Source organism: Blautia sp. AF26-2 (assembly GCF_003460955.1).
Taxonomy (GTDB): domain Bacteria; phylum Bacillota; class Clostridia; order Lachnospirales; family Lachnospiraceae; genus Fusicatenibacter; species Fusicatenibacter saccharivorans.
Genome location: NZ_QTWD01000011.1, coordinates 93,854 through 108,890, shown reverse-complemented (window position 1 = coordinate 108,890; position 15,037 = coordinate 93,854). Strand labels below are relative to the sequence as shown.

Annotated in this window: 10 protein-coding genes; 1 reads left to right on the top strand and 9 read right to left on the bottom strand. The window is 50.6% G+C overall.

Annotated features, from left to right (window positions below; genetic code table 11):
• Nucleotides 1-21: 21 nt before the first annotated feature.
• From DWY63_RS14360 to DWY63_RS14335, 6 genes are all read right to left on the bottom strand, one after another.
• Nucleotides 22-1,554, bottom strand: a complete 1,533-nt coding sequence (locus DWY63_RS14360; RefSeq protein WP_117802488.1) for an ATP-binding protein — start codon at nucleotides 1,552-1,554, stop codon at nucleotides 22-24.
• A gap of 26 nt (nucleotides 1,555-1,580) precedes the next feature.
• The gene (locus tag DWY63_RS14355) at nucleotides 1,581-2,645 is read right to left on the bottom strand and encodes a metallophosphoesterase family protein (RefSeq protein ID WP_117802487.1); all 1,065 of its coding nucleotides are present in this window, start codon (nucleotides 2,643-2,645) and stop codon (nucleotides 1,581-1,583) included.
• Nucleotides 2,646-2,774: 129 nt separating this feature from the next.
• Nucleotides 2,775-4,166, bottom strand: coding sequence for an asparagine--tRNA ligase (asnS, locus tag DWY63_RS14350; protein ID WP_055219187.1), 1,392 nt, complete (start codon nucleotides 4,164-4,166; stop codon nucleotides 2,775-2,777).
• Nucleotides 4,167-4,242: 76 nt separating this feature from the next.
• Entirely contained in the window at nucleotides 4,243-6,711 is a 2,469-nt protein-coding gene (locus tag DWY63_RS14345; RefSeq protein WP_117802486.1) for a hypothetical protein, read from the bottom strand.
• Complete coding sequence (locus DWY63_RS14340) at nucleotides 6,711-7,868, bottom strand: class I SAM-dependent methyltransferase (protein WP_117802485.1); 1,158 nt, start codon at nucleotides 7,866-7,868, stop codon at nucleotides 6,711-6,713. Before DWY63_RS14340 ends, DWY63_RS14345 begins: the two co-directional genes overlap by 1 nt.
• A gap of 147 nt (nucleotides 7,869-8,015) precedes the next feature.
• On the bottom strand, nucleotides 8,016-8,441 hold the full coding sequence (locus DWY63_RS14335; protein ID WP_082424871.1) for a hypothetical protein: 426 nt from the start codon (nucleotides 8,439-8,441) through the stop codon (nucleotides 8,016-8,018).
• 163 nt (nucleotides 8,442-8,604) lie between these two features.
• On the opposite strand from DWY63_RS14335, the gene DWY63_RS14330 reads away from it, so the two are divergent.
• On the top strand, nucleotides 8,605-9,696 hold the full coding sequence (locus tag DWY63_RS14330; RefSeq protein WP_158568380.1) for a TM7S3/TM198-like domain-containing protein: 1,092 nt from the start codon (nucleotides 8,605-8,607) through the stop codon (nucleotides 9,694-9,696).
• Between the two features lie 77 nt (nucleotides 9,697-9,773).
• Here the strand turns inward: DWY63_RS14330 and DWY63_RS14325 are convergent, their stop codons facing one another.
• From DWY63_RS14325 to DWY63_RS14315, 3 genes are all read right to left on the bottom strand, one after another.
• On the bottom strand, nucleotides 9,774-10,994 hold the full coding sequence (locus DWY63_RS14325; protein WP_158568379.1) for an ABC transporter substrate-binding protein: 1,221 nt from the start codon (nucleotides 10,992-10,994) through the stop codon (nucleotides 9,774-9,776).
• 159 nt (nucleotides 10,995-11,153) lie between these two features.
• A complete protein-coding gene (locus tag DWY63_RS14320; protein ID WP_117802482.1) occupies nucleotides 11,154-11,819 on the bottom strand; it encodes an RluA family pseudouridine synthase in 666 nt (221 codons plus the stop codon).
• 895 nt (nucleotides 11,820-12,714) lie between these two features.
• On the bottom strand, nucleotides 12,715-15,003 hold the full coding sequence (locus DWY63_RS14315) for a hydratase (protein WP_022461535.1): 2,289 nt from the start codon (nucleotides 15,001-15,003) through the stop codon (nucleotides 12,715-12,717).
• Nucleotides 15,004-15,037: the final 34 nt, after the last annotated feature.

Genomic DNA, 15,037 nt, shown 5'->3' with positions numbered 1-15,037 from the left:
ATTCTCTGCGAGCCGCATTACTTAAAGCACAATTTTCCGGTACGGAATTCCCATCTCCGAGAGTGCTTCCTCCTCCCGCTTCTGACACGTAAAGAGCAGCACCTGCGTCCGGTTTTCCGCCAGCCATTTCAAAGTTTCTTTCAGCCGGTTTTCATCGTAAAACGCAAACGATTCATCGAGAATCACCGGCAGCTCCTCCTCGCCGCAGAGCACATCCATCGCCGCCATGCGGAGCGCAAAGTACGCCTGCTCGATCGTGCCGCGGCTGACCTGTTCAAGCGGCACATATTCGTCTGCGGTGTGAAGGCCGATCCGCAGATTCTCATCCATATTCACCTGCAGATAGCGGCCATTCGTCAGCGATGACAGCGTTTTTGACATCTGCTGTTTTAAGCGGTCGCCGATCCGGCTCTGCATCTGTACGGAGAGACTCTGGATCGTCTCCCCCGCCATGGAAAGCGCATCGAGTTCTTCCTGCAGATGATCTTTTTCCGTCATGGAAATGCAGAGCTCTTCGTATTCACTCTGCAAGTTCGACAGCACCGTCTGTTTCTGCCCCAGCTCCTGCTTCAGGCGGTCCACATTCCACTGCTGGCGGCGGATCGCCTGCTCCTCCGGCTCCGTCACGACCTGCTCGACCTCCGTTTTCCGGTGACGGAACAGACTGTACGCCAGATACAAGAGCGCCGCAATCGCAAGCCCGAGTCCCGTTCTCGTCAGCAGCGAATCAATATGGAAGAACTGCAGAATGCATAAGAACAAGAGAAATCCAGCCAGCGCCACGCACGCGGCACCCCATTTGCGGCTCTTCCGAGATTCTTTTTTCATCTTCCGCACCCGTTCGATCGGCACATCCTTCTGATAGATATCCCGCTTCATCTGCTCTTTCGCCTGCTGCAGATTCTCCTCGCTCTGACGGCACTCCTCCGTAAAAACGGAAATTTTCGTCTCAAGTTCTTCCTTCCGTTTTTCCAGTCCCGCCAGCGTCTTTTTCTGTTCCTGCTCCAGGCGCTTTCTCTTCTGCTTCAGCAGATCCAGCGCCGCCGCCACATCTAGCTCTCCATCGCTGCTCCCCTGGTAATTTGCCATATAGTTCCGCAGCTCATCCGCAAGCCCTTCCTCGGTTCTGCCTTTTAACTGCCCGATCGAAGCCGTATTATCATACACAATCTCACTGACACCGCCGAGCAGCATGGAAAGATCGCCGTCCTCCACGGAGAGCACCTCGCCGTCCGTCAGGCACACCAGCTTTGCATTGGCGTTCTGCCGCCCGAAATTCCGTGTCAGGCGGAACTGTTTGCCGCCGCTTTCAAGCACCATCTCTCCCGCATAGTATGCCGGATTTTCCCATGGCTCATAACGACTGTAGACATCATTTTTTGCCGCCCGCCCCCGGCCGCGTGTCATGCCGAACAGCATGCTGCGGATGAAGGTATGGACGGTCGATTTTCCGCTCTCATTTTCCCCGCTGATGAGCTGAATCCCATCGGAAAATTCCAGTGTGCGGTTCTGCATTTTTCCAAAATTGCGGATTTCCAGTTTTTCTATTTTCATCTTCTACGCCTCCCGCAATCTTTTTTTCAGCCGTTCCTGCGTGCCGCCAGCAGCGCCTCGAGACCATAGTCGAGCGCCTTCTGTGACTGCGCATCCGTCTTTGTTTCAAATGCTTCAATATAGGCGCTGATCAGACTAGCGCCATACGTTTTCTTCAGCTGTTCCAGATCGTATGCCGGACGTGTTTCATCCTCCACGGAGATGACTCTGCCGCAGTCCAGCAGCCGTTTCGGAGAAAATTCCAGCTCGGCGGCACGGTGTCCCACAAGTTTCAGGCGGATAATTTTTCGAATCTTCCCATCCTCCCGCAGCGCCAGCTCCTGTTTCAGCTTCGTCTCCAGCGCATACTGTGTCAGATCCTCCGTCACGTTCAACACCAGATCTTCGTACTCATATCTGGCAAACGGCACAAACTGAATCCGCATGCCGTGCTCGTCCACCGTTCCGCGGATGTAGCCGTGCGGCCCCAACTGCGTCTCATCCGTCGGTTCGAGTGCGCCTGCGTATGCCATTTTGTCGGGAATAAGAATCCCCGGCTTATGAATGTGCCCGCACGCAATATAATCAAACCCAGCCTGCGCCATGCGGCCCGGATTCCACGGCATGTGGCGGGCATCGCCGCCGTGCGCGAGCAGCAGATGATATTTCATTTTTCCCTCCGGCCGCACGCCGTCCAGCCGGTTTTCCAGGATCTCTTTTTTGTCGTAACTGCATCCGTACACCGCCGTCTTCTTCTCCGGGACTTCAACACACTCCGGCTCCGGCGACAGGAGCATTACCACGTTGTCTGCCCAGTCGAAACCGCGGTAAAAGCTCTCCCGCTTCACATAATCGTGGTTTCCGGCAATCAGCACGACGATCGTCTCCGGGATGGAAGCAAAGAGATCATTAACCTCTTTCAGTTCCCGCAGAAGCGGCTGGCACTGAAACAGATCTCCCGCGATCAGCAGAAAGTCCGTCTTTTCCCGACCGGCCAGGCGGATGATCCGCCGGAAGCTCTCCCAGATGGCCTCCCCGCGCTCCTCGCTCCAGGGAAATCCCGCATCCGGCTGCATGCCGAGATGCACATCCGCAATATGAATAAACCGCATAGGCGCATACCCCTTTCTGGATTCATTTTCTCTATTACTACAATACGGACGTCAGGCACACCAAATCCACATTGGATTCCACTGCACCCGGCATCCGTATTTTTTAAGTTTCTATATCACTTTTCGTAATTACAGCTCGCAGTTGTTTACTGTTCTCGGGAACGGGATGACGTCGCGGATATTGCCCATTCCGGTCAGATACATGACGCATCTTTCAAATCCCAGTCCGAATCCTGCATGGTGGGTAGAACCATATTTTCTGAGGTCCAGATAGAATCCGTAATCTTCCTCAGCAAGTCCCAGCTCTTTCATACGGCCAAGCAGTTTCTCGTAGTCGTCCTCACGCTGACTTCCGCCGATGATCTCTCCGATGCCAGGAACCAGACAGTCCATAGCTGCAACGGTCTTGTTGTCATCGTTCAGCTTCATGTAGAACGCTTTGATCTCCTTCGGATAATCGGTAACGAAAACCGGTCTCTTGAAGATCTGCTCGGTCAGATAACGCTCATGCTCGGTCTGCAGATCGCATCCCCAGTATACTTTGTAATCGAATTTGTCGTTGTTTTTCTCCAGAAGCTCGATAGCCTCGGTGTAGGTTACACGGCCGAACTCAGAATTTACGACATGGTTCAGACGCTCGATCAGTCCCTTGTCCACGAAACTGTTGAAGAACTGCATTTCTTCCGGTGCATGCTCCATAACGTAGCGGATGACATATTTCAGCATTGCCTCAGCAAGCTCCATATCGTCCTCCAGATCAGCGAAAGCGATTTCCGGCTCGATCATCCAGAACTCTGCTGCATGGCGGGTGGTGTTGGAATTTTCTGCACGGAAGGTCGGTCCGAAGGTGTAGATATTGCGGAATGCCTGTGCAAAGGTCTCGCCGTTTAACTGTCCGCTTACGGTAAGGCTTGTCTTCTTTCCGAAGAAGTCCTGTGTGAAATCAACAGCGCCGTCCTCGGTTTTCGGAATATTGTCAAGATCCATGGTGGTTACCTGGAACATCTCGCCGGCTCCCTCGCAGTCGCTTCCGGTGATCAGCGGGGTGTTGACATAAACGAAGTCTCTCTCCTGGAAGAACTGATGGATCGCATAGGCGCAGAGGGAACGAACACGGAATACTGCCTGGAAGGTGTTGGTTCTCGGACGCAGATGGGAAATGGTACGAAGGTATTCCATGGAGTGGCGTTTTTTCTGCAGCGGGTAATCCGGTGCGGAAACGCCCTCTACGGTAACTTCTGCCGCCTGAATCTCAAACGGCTGTTTTGCCTGCGGGGTAGCAACGAGGGTACCTTTTACGATGATGGCTGCGCCGACGTTCATTTTGGAAATCTCAGCGAAGTTTTCCATCTCATCGTGGTATACGATCTGCAGGGTTTCGAAATAGCTTCCGTCGTGCAGAACGATGAAACCAAAGGTTTTGGAATCACGTACGCTGCGCACCCAGCCGCCTACGGTTACTTCTTTGTCCAGGTATACTTCCCGGTTTTTATAAATCTCTCGGATGGTTGTAAGTTTCATTGTCTTTTTTCTCCCTAAATATTCATAGTGCTTTCTTTATTCTAGCACTTTTTGCGTCATTAGAAAACCCCGCAAATCACTCGATCTTTACTTTTTTAATATAACTGATGAAGACATTGCCGTTCTGTGCGAACAATGCATCGCTGTCATCGTCAGAAAGTGCAGTTGTCTCGCCCGTTGCCGGGTTATACAGCCAGGAATTTCCAAAAATATCGTATCCAGTCAGAAGCAGACTCTCGTTCGCGCCGGTCTTTACAACAACGCCGTAGCCGCTGCTGATCATGTAGAGAATTTCTTCTCTTGTGCAGCCCGTCAGGTTCAGCAGTTCGTAATCATCACCGAGTGACTCCTTCAGCACGTTTTCGTCCAGAGATGCACTCTGGAATCCCGACGGCATCGTTGTCTCGTCGAGGCGCATGCCCTGCTGGCGGTTTCCGCGCTCCCACACATAGGACTGGCTGCTGTTCAGCACAACGCCGACATTCTCATCGGCAAGCTGTACGGCCTCGGCCGGGGAGCTTAAAATGGCGATCAGTTTTCCTTTTCCATATACATAGTAAAGATCTGCGCTGCCCGTGTCGTACGACATCGTAAGATCGGTCCGTAAGGTTGAATAGATATATTTCGGTGTCAGTGTCAGAAGCGACTGTGTTTTGCCGCTCGTCGAGAATTCCAGAAGGAACTGCTGCTCTCTTCTGTCGTCCACCGTTGCCAGGCGGCCCGTCACCAGTTCCTGGCTCTGCTGCTCGCCGTTCATGATGTGATCCTCCGGCGCATCCGCATAGCCGTTTTCCTGGCGTACCACGCGGTCCAGCTCCAGAAGGCCGTCCGAAATCGACACACCTGTCACATAATAGCCGTCCTGGTGATACTCTTTTTTCACGTTTCCGTCGATGCTGACAATCCGCACCGTATGCATAGCGAAAACTTCATTGCCGGAAATATCTTTTAAAATATCGCTGTCGTTTGCCATACCATAGACAAAGTCTTCATTGATAAAGCCAAGTGCCCGGATCTTCTGTCCGTCATCCGCCGCAAAGCGCTGCGTTTCCCCGCTCTCCAGATTCATCACGGTGATGTTCATCGCACTGCTTGCATTGTCCGCATCCATCCACGCGATGCTCTCCTGGCTTTCCGATACTACAAAGCAGTCCTCCGGGATACTTTCCCGGACCACCGTCGTCGTGCCGGTTTCAATATCTACCTTACACAGGTTCTCATTCAGATAGAGATACATCTCTCTCTGCTTGTTGACGTAGGAGAGGCGGTCGAGCTGTTTTTTCAGCATCTCGTAGGAAATATCCGCCGGAACGAAAATCTCCTCGGTTGCCACATTCCGCTCGGCGCGATAATAGTAAACGGCTGCTCCCACTTCACCCTCGTGGTTTCCGCGGTTCATATAGCCATAAACAACAAACGTCACATCGCCCGCATCATCCACACGTACAATGTTGACATCATGCTCTCCGTGCTGTTCCCGGTCATCCATGCTGCCGTTCTCACGGAAGCTGAAAACGCGGATCGTCTTGTTGGCGCTGCGGTTGTAGCACCAGAGATCACCGTTTACTACAAATGCGACAATATCACCTGCCGTATTCGTCACATACTTGGTATCCTCGCCGGTCACACCGAGGTTAATGCCGGATTTCGTCAGAACACCAAGCTCCGGATCAAAGATCTGCTGTGCGCTCCGCTCGAAGTCCAGCAGAATAATCTCTCCGTCGGACTCTCGCATCCGGTAGAACTCGCTTACGGTATAATACTCCGTCTGTCCGTTCTCATCCTGCGCACTGATCATGTACTCCTGTTTGATGCTGGTCGTCGTCTCATTCGCTTCTTTGATCTGCTGCACCGGCTGCTGTACGATCGTCGGTGCGAGGCTTCCCCAGGAAATCTGGTCGAGGCTGGAATGAATGTTGACATTGAGGAACGAAGAATTATCCCCCGTCTCATCCGGCTCAAGCTGCGGAACGAGCGCTTCCGCCTGCGTTTTATCCAGGCATGTCTGCGCAAACATCTGCGTGTAGGCCAGATAATCGCCGACCTCCACGCCGTTGCGCTGTACAATGCGGGTGTAATACCAGGCAGACTGGCCGTTTCCGTAGGCAACCTCGAGCTTCAGCGTATATTCCTGATTCATCAGAATCGCGGTCTCTAACTGGAAGTCTGCTTTCAGATAGCTTCCGTCCTCGTCAAACGATTTCAGCACCGAGTTTTCAATCAGCGCTCCGCCGTCTGTGCTTTCCACCGTATAGGTCACGTTTTTAATTTTCTGTCCCTTCGCATCAATTTCCAGCGTAAGCGAACGGTCCATCGGCAGCGGTGTCAGGTTTTCTCTTGTCGTTACGCCGTTCATCTCCTGGCGGTATCCGTACATGCGGTTCACTGTCGTGTCCGCGGTCTTCATGTACAGCACCGGAAGACTCGCTGCGTCAAGATCGGTCGCATTCTCCGTCGTCTCGTGGCTCATCAGGTGTGTGAACACACCGACTGATGCGGCAAAAACAAGAAAAAGGATCAGAATCCTTGCTGCTCTTTTATTCATCACGGCTCCTCCTTTTCTGTGAGGAGGTCTGCCAGTGTCGGCTTCACATGGTACGCTTCCATGCACGCTTTCAGTTCTTCCGGCAGTTTTTTCGAGCCTTCCTGGCGTTTTACCGCGCGGATCAGAAGGTTCTTCGGCGTGTGCTCCATGTCGATGAATTCGAGAATCTGTGTCTCATAACCTGCATTCTCCAGAAGCTTTGCCCGGATTCCGTCGGTCAGAAGCGCCGCCATGCGCTCTTTTAAGATGCCGTAATCCATGATCGGATACAGTTCTTTGTTTGCAATCTGGCGGTTCAGCTCATGCTGGCAGCACGGAACAGAAAGAATAACTTTTGCATTCCATTTGACGGCCTTTTCCAGCGCATAGTCAGTCGCCGTGTCGCACGCGTGCAGCGTCACCACCATATCGACCTCGTCGCGGCCGGTATAAGAAGCGATGTCACCCTGATAGAAATGCAGCTTTTCATAGCCATATTTCTCTGCCAGTCCGTTGCAGATTGCGATGACATCCTCTTTCAAGTCAAGTCCGATGATATTGACATCCAGTTTTTTCAGTTCGCGGAAGTAATAATACATCGCAAACGTCAGATACGATTTTCCGCAGCCGAAATCGAGAATCGTGATCTCGCGGTCCGATGGGAGCTGCGGCAGGATATCTTCGATGAACTCCAGAAAGCGGTTGATCTGGCGGAACTTGTCGTAGCGGGTCCGCACGATTTTGCCTTCTTTTGTCATAACACCAAGATCCTGTAAAAAAGGAACCGGGATTCCTTCTTCCAGAATATACCGTTTCTTCCGGTTGTGCGCCAGATTGACGGGTTTGCCGGTTCCTTTCATATGCGGTTTCTTTTTGATCGTCATCGTTCCCTTTTTGCTGACCAGAACGGATGCTGTGCAGGTGTCGGATTCGAGCTGCATCTGCTTGAAGGTTCCGTTCATCCAGTCGCTGATCCGGGTGATCACATCGTCTTTTGTCATATTTTTATGAAACTCCTTCGTGCCGACGGTCTCCTGGCACTGAAAGAGCAGTTTTCCTTTTATTTCAACCGGGCGTATTCTCACTTTGGACACTTCACTGTCCCCTCTTGGGCCGCTGATCGTGATACGGTACAGCCCTTCCCGGATTTCATCCTGTAATAATTTCTGTAATTCCATTTATACTCTCCAAACTTTCTGAATCGTTTGTAAACATGTGTAATAAAGCCCCTTACAACCCCGCTAATATTGTAATCTGTTTTCCGCAAAACCACAACAGAAAAATTATTAAAAATGTGTTACCCTCTTATTACTTTATGGCGCGGTTTAAAGCCACAGATTGTAATAATGTTTCCTCCTGCTCCGCCTCCGGAACATTTCATTATAAAAAAGAACGCCGATCAAATCGAGCAGTTCCTCTTCTGCCGTTTTCTCATCCTTCCCGCCGTTTTCCCTGCCGTACTGACGTGCGATATTCCGGCAGGTGTGCTCCATCATGAGTCGGTCCGGGAATTCGTCGTACATCATGCTGCCGCGGTAATCCATGCGGTCACACTCTGCCTCCACCAGCCGCTGCAGATCAGATGCCGTCCGGGAATAATACGACTGCATCCGCTGCCGTTCCCGCGCTTCCTGCTGCTCTTCCATACTTCTTCCCCATAAGGGCTGTGCTGCAAAAAACGGCTCTGGCCGCTCCATCGGGTTTCCCTGATAGGAATTTCTTCTATTTTCATACACTCTATCCTGATTCATGCCTGTTTTATTTCCTTTTTGCTCTTCCTTATACCATATGCACACCGCCGCCATTCTGCCGTTTCCCAGATCTCAAACACAATTTCACTTGCCAAAACCGCCGTTCCGTACTAAAATACAACCTGTATCTATTTTTCCGATACATCATATAGGAGTGAATATCATGAATCTGAATATGCAAGCTTTCAACATCAACACGCTGCTTGGCGGTCTCGATAAAGTCCGGGACGTCATGGGTGTTTACCAGCAGCAGCTTCTTCTGATTGTGATTGTTTTTGCCCTGCTGAACTGTTTCTTCGGCTATGCGCTCCGCAAGCTCTGGAGCGTCATTCCCGGATTTTTTCTCGGCGCGGCCGCCGGTTATGCAGCGGGTACCTACACGAATCAGACCACGACGATCACCCTGGCGCTTGCCGTCGGCACCGGTCTTCTGACCGCAATCATTGCCTTCGTCCTCTACCGGATCGGACTTTTTCTTCTGATCTGCGGGCTTGTCGGCTTTTGCCTCTGGCATCTCGTCAATCCAAACGATATCACAGGTTATGGACTCGTCGCCCTCGTTGCTTTCGTGATCGGCCTGATCTGCGTTCCGTTCGAACGCATTTCCGTAATCCTGGTCACCTCCATCTGCGGCGCCCTCACGACGATCCGCATGGCATATTTCTTCAAGGACCTCGATCTGAACATGATGTTCTGGATTGTCTCTGCCATTCTCGCCGCAGCAGGCATGCTCTTCCAGTTTAAACCGTGGAAAGAGGCGGACTACTGGGAGGATGACGACGAAGAAGAACGCGAACACCGTGCAAAAGCGCGCGCCAGACGGAAACGCAGATCCGGTTTCGATCCTCTTCCATCCAGAAAGAAGAAAAAGAAACGCCGCGGCTCCTCTTCCTCTTCTTCCGGCAACGCAAGAGATCCGTACCGCAGCTATCAGAAACCGTCGAACCGTACCCGTGTTTCGCAGAACACCATGTACGATTTCCGTTTTGTTCCGGAAGAACCTGACGATGACGACGATGAGGAAGATCTTCCAAAAATCATCCGCCACAGGCCATCCGCAAAACCGGCCGCTCCGGAGGAGTTTGACGAAGAAGAAACATCCCCAAAAGCTTCCATGGGCGACACGAAGCCGTATACCTCTCCTTCCAAACCGCAGATCACCGAGGACGGCATCCCGGATGTCGATCTCTCCGCGATCCGGCAGCAGATTTCCGAAGAGGTACAGAGAATTTACGAAGACGATCAGAACTCGTAATCCGCACTGCAGCGCAGAAAACCCGGCAGGCAAAGGAACATTCCCTTGTCTGCCGGGTTCATTTTTTATCCTGATTTTCAGTTATAAAGATACTTCTGATTTGTCTCCAGATCGATCGTGTCTTTGTCGATCCACTGATATCCCGTATCGATCTTCTGATCTACCGGAAGTCCCTGAATCGCGCGGACGGCCGCCACGATTGCCGCATAGCCAAGACCGTACGGATTCTGCGTTACGGTACCGTACTCGCGTCCCTCCTGGATCGCTTTCTGCTGTTTTTCACCGGAATCAAAACCGACTATCTGAATCTGCTCAGTATTTTCCATATCCGCCAGCGCATCCAGCGTCTGGTCTGCCATGTCTTCGTTCGTACAGAAGATGCCCTTCAGAGCCGGGTAGGTTTCAAGTGTATTTTTCAGCATGTCCGCGATGGATTCTTCTCCATCTCCGTAATTCACCTGAACCACTTTCACGTCGGTATATTTTTCTTCGATCTCTTTTTTAAATGCTTCCACGCGCTCTACGCTGCTCTCGGTGTTGTACTGATGTGCAACAATCGCAACCTCTCCGCTGTTGCCGATGGCCTCGCAGAGATGATCTGCCGCAAGCTTTGCTGCCGCTGCGTGATCAGTCGCACATGTCGAGGTGATCAGATCACTCTCGATACCGGAATCCGCGATGACGACCGGAATCTGGCTGTCGGAAGCCTCTTCCATCTGTGCCTGTCCCGACTGCTGGTCAATGATGCCAAGGATCAGCGCGTCCGGATTTTCCGAAATGACAGAGTCGATGATATTGATCTGAGAGTTGGTGTCACTTTCATTTTCCGGGCCTTCAAATGTCATATAAACTTTGTCGTTTCCGGTGTAGCCAAGCGAGGCGTTCAGATCGTCAAGTGCCTGCTGCGCACCGGCTTTTACGGCTTTCCAAAAACCGGCACTTAAGTCTTTTGCAACCACGGCGATGTAAGAGCCTTTTTCAACGTTAAGTCCATCCACGGTGTCGTACAATGCTTCCATGCCGTCTTTGTGCGGAACGGTGATTTCTATTCGTTTTTTGTCTGCTTCTTTTCCTTCATCTCCAGAGCTTTCAGAAGATGTGGATGCACTGGCTGACTCTGCTGTAGAATCTGCGCTGGACGATGAGGCCTCCGGGCTTTCTTCTGCCGCCGGAGTTTCTGTCACTTCCTGAGACGACGATGCTGCGGTGCTCTTGTCTGTCACTGCTTCTTTTCCGCATCCAGCTGCCGAGCACAGCAGGATTCCGGAAAGCAGTACTGCAATCATTCTGCGTTTCATAATTCTCCCTTTCTGCTTTGCCTGATGAATCATTTTCCATTACTTTTTACAGTTTTATTACATAACCTTTCTCTATTATACACAAACCGTAAAAATAGTCCAGTCCTGTTTTCTTATGATTTTCTGAACTTTTTTGCAATTTCACATAGCTCTGAATAGTTACACAAAGCTGTGGAAGATTTCACCTTCTGGTTTTACTGTAAACGAAAGCCGTTTGCCTGTCCGCGGATGCTTCAGCTCGAGATGATGCGCGCACAGCGCCAGAGATCCTTTCTCTTTCGCCCCATATTTTGCATCACCCGCCAGCGGATATCCCGCATGGGAAAACTGGACGCGGATCTGGTGGTGGCGGCCCGTTCCGAGGTGGATCTGCACCAGGGTTCGGTTCTCCTGTGTCCTTATCACTTCATATTCCAGCACCGCTTTTTTCGCTCCGGCGGTGCCTGGCTGTACGACGCGGGATGTGTTGCTCCGTCCGTCTTTTACAAGGAAATCCTCAAACTTCTGCACGCCCTGTTTTTCGATTTTTCCCTCACAGACGGCGAGATACTCTTTCTTCATCGTCCCGTCCTTCACCTGCCGTCCCAGTTTTCCTGCGGCGTCTTTGTTTTTCGCAAACACCAGCACGCCCTCAACCGGCTGATCGAGCCGGTGAACGACCGCCAGATATGGAATCTGAGTCCGCGCCTGACCCGGTGTTTCCGCCCTTGTCTGCTTCGCCAAATAATTCAGCAGCGCATGCTCCAGATCCATCTGTCCCATCCGCGCATTCTGCACTGCCATACCCGCGTGCTTGTGAACAACAAGAATATCGTTATCTTCCATTAAAATATCTTCTCTGCAAAATCCAGCCACTTTCTTCTCCTGTTCTGACTTCTTATTTTCGATACACGGATTTCTCCGCTGTTATGCTTTAAGAAGTATGCACCATTTCCGCCGCATCTGTCAAGAAAAACATGCCCGGCGGACGAATTACACAACACAGAAAGCGATCGCCATACCAATCATTTTTTCTGATACAGCGACCGCTTTTTCTTTATTTTCCATATTCAGTTTTTTCTCTACTTTCAAGGATTTTCACTGGTTTTCTTTCTTTACCGATCTGTGATCTTTGTTTTCGCTTTCGTTTGATATTTCAAAGATCGTTTCTCTTCCATTTCCCTGTTGTAGATTTTCTTTTTTTCGGGAAGATGTTCTTTTTCAGAGGCTTTTCCTTTGCGGTTAAGATTTCCACTCCGAAAATCTTTTCCTTAGGATTTCCTAAGATCTGCTCTGATCTCATGTTTATCAAAAGGTTTTCTTTCGAACTTCTTTTGTATGGATCTTTATCTCAGGTTTTCTTTCCTTTCGGAAGTCTCTCATCTTAAGAACATCTTCCTTTTCCCTTTTTTTCCATTCTTCTATAGAAGATTTCTCGTCTCTTTCTATGAAAATGGTTTGTTCTCTTGAAAAGGGGGTCCCAAGTCTTTCTCTTTGTACCTCTTGGTTAGGTTTTTGTTTTCTTGTTTCTTTGTGATTTTAATATAACAGATCCGTCAGCATTTGTCAACACATTTTTAAAATATTTTTACTGTTTTTTTATATCACTTTTCCTTTTCTTAATTATTGTGTTTATTTTCTGAATTTTATATTGTTTTCTGATATTTTATTTCAAATAAGTGCGCAGAAAAAGAGCTATGAAACAGACTTTTCTCCTGCCACACAGCTCTTTCTCAAATACTTATCCTCTATAATAGTTGATCAGGCATCCCTTGCGGATGATTTCTCTCTCATCATCGGTCAGCGCGCCTAACGTCATCTCGAACGGAACAAGTGCTCCGTCTTTTACAACGTACGCTTTGATCACATCGGCTTTCTCTTCCACTGCCTTGCGGATCTCCGGTACAAAGATGTAATCTCCGTTTGTAAACGGCAGATCTCCCTCCGGGATCAGGAATGGAAGCATGCCCCAGTTGATCAGGTTGGAGCGGTAGCGCTTCGTTGCATACTCGTTGGCGATGTTTGCCCAGCCGCCTAATACCTTCTGGCAGGAAGCTGCCTGCTCACGCGCAGAGCCGTCGCCCGGTTTTACAGCGAAGATGGTGGATCCGACACCGACGTTTGTCTTGTCGATATCCGGGTACTGGGTGTGAATTGCTGCAAAGACCGGTTTCAGTTCCGGAAGTGCCTCTGCCGGGCAGTTGCCTTCCTGGATGGCTTTCTCTGCAACCTGTACTTCTTTTGCACGTCCCACATAAGCCGGATCTTTTCTGGACAGGGTAAACTCTGCCAGTCCAAGCGGGTTGGAACGGAAGGACGAAGTCTCGCCGGATGGAATCAGCTCGTCGGTGGTCGTAACCGGATCATGGATCTCAGAGACAACCTTCAGAATCAGGTTCTCAGCAAGCTGCGGCATTGCCGGCCAGTCTTTGATGTTTGGTCCGAACTGAATTTCAACAGATGGATCTGCCACGCCCTTGCTGTCGAAGACACGGTTCTCGTAAATCTTCTTGTCGAAGTGGTATGCCGGTTTGGTATACGTTCCGGTAAACTCATCTGCTGCAGTCAGGAATCCCTTGTTTGCTGCGGTTGCTGCAATGGAACGTGCATCCATCAGGGCAACGGAAGAAATCTGGCCGTTCTGGATCTTGGATCCCTCGCGGTTCGGGAAGTTTCTGGTGGAGTGACGGATTGAGAACGCATTGTTTGCCGGAGTATCGCCTGCGCCGAAGCACGGTCCGCAGAATGCGGTTTTTACGATCGCACCGGTTTCCAAAAGATCTGCCAGTTTTCCGTTTCTTGCCAGCTCCATATAGATCGGGGTACTTGCCGGGTAAACACTTAAGGTGAACGCATCGTCGCCAATGCTGTGGCCTTTCAGGATATCGGCTGCGTCGCAGATGTTCTCAAATCCGCCGCCGGCGCATCCTGCGATGATTCCCTGGTCTACCAGGAGTTTTCCGTCGTGTACTTTATTTTTCAGAGTGAACGGAACTTTTCCGTCGAGGCTGATGGCTGCTTTCTTCTCTACATCGTTCAGGATGTCATCGAGGTTTGCTTTCAGCTCTTCAATGGTATAAACATTGCTCGGATGGAACGGCATCGCGATCATCGGTTTGATCTTGTCGAGTTCTACTTTTACAACGCCGTCATAGTAAGCAACCGCGCCAGGATTCAGCTCTTTGTAATCTGCGCTTCTGCCGTGGATCTGATAGAACTCGCTGATCTTCTCATCGGTTCTCCAGATGGAGGACAGACACGTTGTCTCGGTTGTCATAACGTCCACACCGATCCGGTAATCTGCGCTTAAGGAAGATACGCCAGGTCCTACGAACTCCATAACTTTGTTCTTTACGTAACCATTTGCAAAGACTGCACCGATGATGGCAAGTGCAATATCCTGCGGTCCTACGCCCGGCTGCGGTGCGCCTGTCATGTAAATTGCGATCACTCCCGGCATAGCGATATCATATGTTTTGGAGAGAAGCTGTTTTACCAGTTCCGGTCCGCCCTCGCCCATGGCCATGGTTCCGAGTGCACCGTAACGGGTGTGGGAGTCGGATCCGAGGATCATTTTTCCGCCGCCGGCAAGCATCTCGCGGGCAAACTGATGAATTACTGCCTGATGAGGCGGTACATAGACGCCGCCGTACTTTTTCGCACAGGTAAGACCAAACATGTGGTCATCTTCGTTGATGGTTCCGCCGACTGCGCAAAGGGAGTTGTGGCAGTTGGTCAGCACGTACGGTACCGGGAATTTTTCCAGTCCTGACGCGCGCGCGGTCTGAATGATTCCAACAAAAGTAATGTCATGCGATGTAAGTTTGTCAAATTTGATCTGCAGATTTTCCATGTTGCCGGAAACATTGTGGTCTTTTAAGATTCCATAGGCAATGGTTTCTTTTGCAGCATCCGCCGGACACGGCACAGCGCCGGTACGCGCTTTGAGTTCCGCGCGGCCTTCTTCTGTATCCGGGATGATATCGATTCCGTTGACAAGGTATGCACCTGTGTTCAGTAATTCAATCATGTCGTTCCTCTCCTCTTGTTGTTGATAAAATGTT

What these genes read in the sequence shown, in the direction of transcription:
- DWY63_RS14360 (WP_117802488.1), bottom strand. Translation starts at nt 1,554, where the DNA reads ATGAAAATAGAAAAACTGGAAATCCGCAATTTTGGAAAAATGCAGAAC.
- DWY63_RS14355 (WP_117802487.1), bottom strand. Translation starts at nt 2,645, where the DNA reads ATGCGGTTTATTCATATTGCGGATGTGCATCTCGGCATGCAGCCGGAT.
- asnS (WP_055219187.1), bottom strand. Translation starts at nt 4,166, where the DNA reads ATGAAACTTACAACCATCCGAGAGATTTATAAAAACCGGGAAGTATAC.
- DWY63_RS14345 (WP_117802486.1), bottom strand. Translation starts at nt 6,711, where the DNA reads ATGAATAAAAGAGCAGCAAGGATTCTGATCCTTTTTCTTGTTTTTGCC.
- DWY63_RS14340 (WP_117802485.1), bottom strand. Translation starts at nt 7,868, where the DNA reads ATGGAATTACAGAAATTATTACAGGATGAAATCCGGGAAGGGCTGTAC.
- DWY63_RS14335 (WP_082424871.1), bottom strand. Translation starts at nt 8,441, where the DNA reads ATGAATCAGGATAGAGTGTATGAAAATAGAAGAAATTCCTATCAGGGA.
- DWY63_RS14330 (WP_158568380.1), top strand. Translation starts at nt 8,605, where the DNA reads ATGAATCTGAATATGCAAGCTTTCAACATCAACACGCTGCTTGGCGGT.
- DWY63_RS14325 (WP_158568379.1), bottom strand. Translation starts at nt 10,994, where the DNA reads ATGAAACGCAGAATGATTGCAGTACTGCTTTCCGGAATCCTGCTGTGC.
- DWY63_RS14320 (WP_117802482.1), bottom strand. Translation starts at nt 11,819, where the DNA reads ATGGAAGATAACGATATTCTTGTTGTTCACAAGCACGCGGGTATGGCA.
- DWY63_RS14315 (WP_022461535.1), bottom strand. Translation starts at nt 15,003, where the DNA reads ATGATTGAATTACTGAACACAGGTGCATACCTTGTCAACGGAATCGAT.